The organism is Rufibacter ruber, from assembly GCF_001647275.1.
Lineage (GTDB): Bacteria > Bacteroidota > Bacteroidia > Cytophagales > Hymenobacteraceae > Nibribacter > Nibribacter ruber_C.
Genome location: NZ_LRMM01000134.1, coordinates 1 through 4,278, shown reverse-complemented (window position 1 = coordinate 4,278; position 4,278 = coordinate 1). Strand labels below are relative to the sequence as shown.

Genomic DNA, 4,278 nt, shown 5'->3' with positions numbered 1-4,278 from the left:
TGATTTTTCCAAAAGTCAGGACCGAAAACAGAAAGCCATTTTCCTTTAAAATAGAATAATAAGTCTGTTTCAGGTTTTCTTAGGTGCGGGAAGGGGCCAAGCAGAATCCTGCCTTCCCGCTTTTATCGCATTTTGTGTGCTGCTACCAGACTTGCCGTACAGGCAGAGCCTCCCGCTGACTAGTTTTAAAACTATATGCCAAAAAAGCCCTTACCCAGGGAAGAACATCTGAAAACAAACCCCAGATGGCTGCCCTCCCCTGTCACAGATCTGGATGGTGCCCCCCATGCGCTCTGTGAGCGATTTTGCCGTTGCCAGGCCTACTCCCACGCTTCCTTCCTTTAGATTGGATTTGCTTCCCAGGGTTTCGAAAAGAAGAAATACCTTTTCCCTGAACTCAACCGGTATGCCGGGGCCATTGTCACCTACGCTTAGGTGGAACCCGGCCTCTGCCGGTATATAGTCAATCTGGATTTCTCCCTGCGGCTTGTCATTGTACTTGATGGCATTGGTGACCAGGTTCTGCAGGATCTGGTAGAGCCCCAGCCGGAAGCAGGACGGGCGAGGGTGGTCTGTGGGGTAATGGATGGTAAAATGTGCCGGTGGTTCACAATGATCAAGCACCTCCTGAATAAGCAGGGTAAGATCAACCTCTTCTTTCTGGTGTACCTGAATGGTGGTGGCCTTTGAATACTGCAAGATCCCTTCAGTGAGGTGGTGCAACTGGTTAGAACGTTTGTTGATCAACGTGAGGTACTCCACTCCCTGTTCATCCAGTTTTTCCCTGTACTCTTCCAGAAGCCAGCCAGAAAGGGCATTGATTCCCCTGAGCGGTGTTTTCAGGTCATGGGAAACCCTGTAGGAGAACTCAGACAGGTTCCTGTTCAAGATGCTGATCTCACGGTTCAGTAACTCCAGCCTCCGGTTCTTTCTCCGGAGTTCCATTTGCCCCATTACCTGATTGGCCAGGGCTTCCAGGGCTTTTATCTGATCCTGGGTCAACTCCCTCGCCTTGGTGTCAATTACGCAGATGGTGCCCAGTGGCAGGCCCTCAGGGGTGTTTAACACCACCCCGGCGTAGAATACAATTTTGGGGTCTTCAGCCACCAAGGGGTTGTCATAAAAGCGTTCATCTTTGGTGGCGTCTGTCACCACAAAAGGGCCTTGGGCATTGTTGATGGCGTGGGCACAGAAGGCCAACTCTCTGGGGGTTTCTCTTACCTCTAACCCCTGTGCTGATTTGAACCACTGCCTTTTTGCGTCTACTAAGGTAATGAGGGAGACAGGGGTCTGGCAAATGACCGTGGCTATCTTTGTTAGCTCATCAAAATCCTGTTCTGGAAGGGTATCTAACAGATCATATAGATACAAGGCTTCCAGTCTCTCTATTTCATTTTCAGGAATGGCAGGTAAGATCATATGGGTGACCTAATTGGCACCTAACTGTTCTGGTAAAGTAGCCAGTGGCGTGTAGGTGAGTAGTAAGACATTTGTATCAATAACTTTATTCTTCACCGGTTTAGTCTCTCTCTGAGGTAGCCGGAAGGCTGGAGGGTGGCCACTATGTACTGTTTGGCAAAAGGTATAAACAATTGAACCTGGTTCGTATGTAAAGTATTAGGGGAAGCAGGTGAGCGCTTGGTGCTGCAGACGCGGTTTATAACTTGAAGGTAACTCCTCCTAAAGTATAAAAGCAATTGGGCATGTGCGTTTCCAGGCCCCGTTGCAGCAGGTAACAATAGTATCCATCAGTTTCTCCCATTGCCGTAAAGGCAAAATTAAGAATTTTGGGGAAGAACCGTATAAATAAAGATTTCAGAAACAACGTTTAATCCTAAAAGAGAGTAAAAGTGAAGAACCATTTGCTGTAAGCTGGTAAAAATGGAGAAAGAATTACGGGAGTTGTAAATTTTCTTGGAGATGGAACGATTAAACTGCGTACTATTAGTGGATGATGACAATTCTGCCAATTTCATCAGTAAAAATGTGATTGACAAGCTTGACTGCGCAGATCAGGTACTGGTAGCCCATAATGGGAGGGAGGCCTTGCACATGATAGCAGAAAGGTGTGTGACCCAACCCGCAGATGACTGCCCGCAACTCATCTTTCTGGACGTGAAGATGCCCGTCATGGACGGTTTTGAATTTCTGAGGGAATTTGAGGGGATGAACCTGCAGGCAAACAGCCGCCCTATCATCATCATGTTGACCACCTCCACCAATCCGGTAGATGTACAATTGGCCCAGCAGTTCAAAATTGCAGAATTCCTGAACAAGCCCTTAAAGAGAGAAAAGCTGGCGCAGCTTCTTGACAAATACTTTAAGTTTGATGCCTCCTCCAGCCTTCAGGCCGTAACCTAGGCAGGGGCAGAGAGACTTAGTTGAGGCTGATAAAATCCAGTACCTTCTCCTTGGTGAGGGGTTTTAACAGATAAGCCGCCACCCCCAGCCGTGATGCCCGCTCCTGGTAAGTCCGGCTGCCGTAGTAGCTCAAAACCACAACTTTAGGTTCTACCGGCCCGGTTAACTTCAGTTTGCCCATTTTCTCCAGAAACCCAAATCCGTCTTCTTCTGGCATTCTTATGTCCAGCAAGATCAGTTCTGGGAATTTGGCCGTTCCTGCGCGTTCTTTCAGAACCTTTAATGCTTCTGAAGCAGAAGTGGCCGTTGTTACTTTACTGCCCATACCCATGCTCTGGAACAAGTCCTGAATGAGGTACAGACTAGAGGTGTCATCATCTATGACCAGAATTTCACCAACATCAACGGTAGCTCCAGGGGAATTTATTTTTTTTAATGCAGGCATAGAGGGGAACAGGTGGTATAACCAAAGGTAAAGATTCAGTAGAAACAAACCTAGGCAAAATAAATAATTGATTCTTAGCAACCAGGTTGTATCAAAAATAGTAATAGTCCTATACTTATAGATTTCTATTTACAGGCATTGAAAACAATGTAAAATCAAGCATGATTACGTTTGCGTCCGGGTAGTGAAAAGCCGGGTCTTTTCACGGGAATGATAAACAGCTAGTATTCATGCACTAACCATTAACGAAAGATGAAACGTGATGTGAGCGTCTTCCATTCTACACTGGTAGAGCGGGTGGCAGAGACTTTTGGGCAGGCATATTTTATTTATGATGTCACTGGCAAGCATTTCAGGTACTTGAACAGGGCGTTCTATACGTTGTTTGGGATACCCGAAGCTACTACCCCTGATGTACTCCAGCTGCTGGGGCAACTGCATGAGGAAGACAAGGTCTTCCTTTTTGAAAAATACGCAAAACTGCTGGACACCAAAACACAGGAAGCCGTGGAGTTCAGGGTTAACGCGCCGTACCAGGAGACTAAATGGGTCTGCCTGAACTGCCAACTGCTAGAAGAGGGGCAAGGGGTTTTGCTTTCAGGTTTTGCTGAAGACATTACTGTCCACAAAGAGTATCAGGCAAATCTGCTTAAATTCAACTCAAAGAAGAACGCCACCCTTGAAATTCTCTCACATGACCTTGCCGCCCCTTTCACCAACATAGAGGGTATGGTTGAACTGCTGGAGGGGGAGTTGCTGCAGGGCTCCGGGCCTAGTGCAATGAACCTGGTTCAGTTTATCAAAGACAACGCCAAGAAAGGATCTGATCTGATCAGGGATTTCATTGACAATGAGTTCCTGGAGTCTTCCCAGATTGTACTGCACAAAGAGCGGGTGAATATCTGCCAACGCTTGCAGATCATGATTGAAAACTACCAGCAGATGGGGGAAAGCCTGCTGGCCAAGAACTTTGAACTGGTGTTGCCAGGTGAGCCCGTATATATGTACCTGGATGTCATGAAAATGATGCAGGTCTTCAACAACCTAATCTCCAATGCCATTAAGTTCACGTATGACCAAGGCACTATCAGTGTGGCATTAGAAGACAAGGGAGATTCTGTACTGGTGGCCGTAACCGATGATGGGATAGGAATTCCGGACAGTTTGAAGCCAAATCTCTTTGACAAGTTTACCTCTTCCCGCCGGGAGGGCATCAAAGGCGAGAAGAGCATTGGGTTAGGCATGTCTATCATTAAAAAGATAGTAGAACTGCACAACGGGAAAGTCTGGTTTGAAAGCACCGAGGACGCCGGCTCCACCTTTTATGTGGAAATACCCAAAGAATAATTCTCTGGTAAGGGGTGTGTGGCAATTCCTGTTTTGCTGTTTTGGAAACAGGCCGAAACAAGATTCTGCGTTAGGGGAGACTGGTATGGGTTTAATCAGCTGGTCTTTTCCCTGTGCACATCCCT

Annotated in this window: 4 protein-coding genes; 2 read left to right on the top strand and 2 right to left on the bottom strand. The window is 47.0% G+C overall.

Features of this window, described 5'->3' with window-relative positions; genetic code table 11:
- Positions 1-210: 210 nt before the first annotated feature.
- Entirely contained in the window at positions 211-1,419 is a 1,209-nt protein-coding gene (locus A8O25_RS22055) for a GAF domain-containing sensor histidine kinase (protein ID WP_066839783.1), read from the bottom strand.
- Positions 1,420-1,920: 501 nt separating this feature from the next.
- Here A8O25_RS22055 and A8O25_RS22050 point away from each other — a divergent pair.
- Positions 1,921-2,361, top strand: coding sequence for a response regulator (locus A8O25_RS22050; RefSeq protein ID WP_066839785.1), 441 nt, complete (start codon positions 1,921-1,923; stop codon positions 2,359-2,361).
- A gap of 16 nt (positions 2,362-2,377) precedes the next feature.
- Here the strand turns inward: A8O25_RS22050 and A8O25_RS22045 are convergent, their stop codons facing one another.
- Positions 2,378-2,806 carry a response regulator gene (locus A8O25_RS22045; RefSeq protein ID WP_153042875.1) on the bottom strand — a complete coding sequence of 143 codons (429 nt, stop codon included), beginning with the start codon at positions 2,804-2,806 and terminating at the stop codon, positions 2,378-2,380.
- Between the two features lie 252 nt (positions 2,807-3,058).
- Between A8O25_RS22045 and A8O25_RS22040 the strand changes: the two genes are divergently transcribed.
- Entirely contained in the window at positions 3,059-4,153 is a 1,095-nt protein-coding gene (locus A8O25_RS22040; protein ID WP_066839779.1) for a PAS domain-containing sensor histidine kinase, read from the top strand.
- The last annotated feature ends 125 nt before the right edge of the window (positions 4,154-4,278 follow it).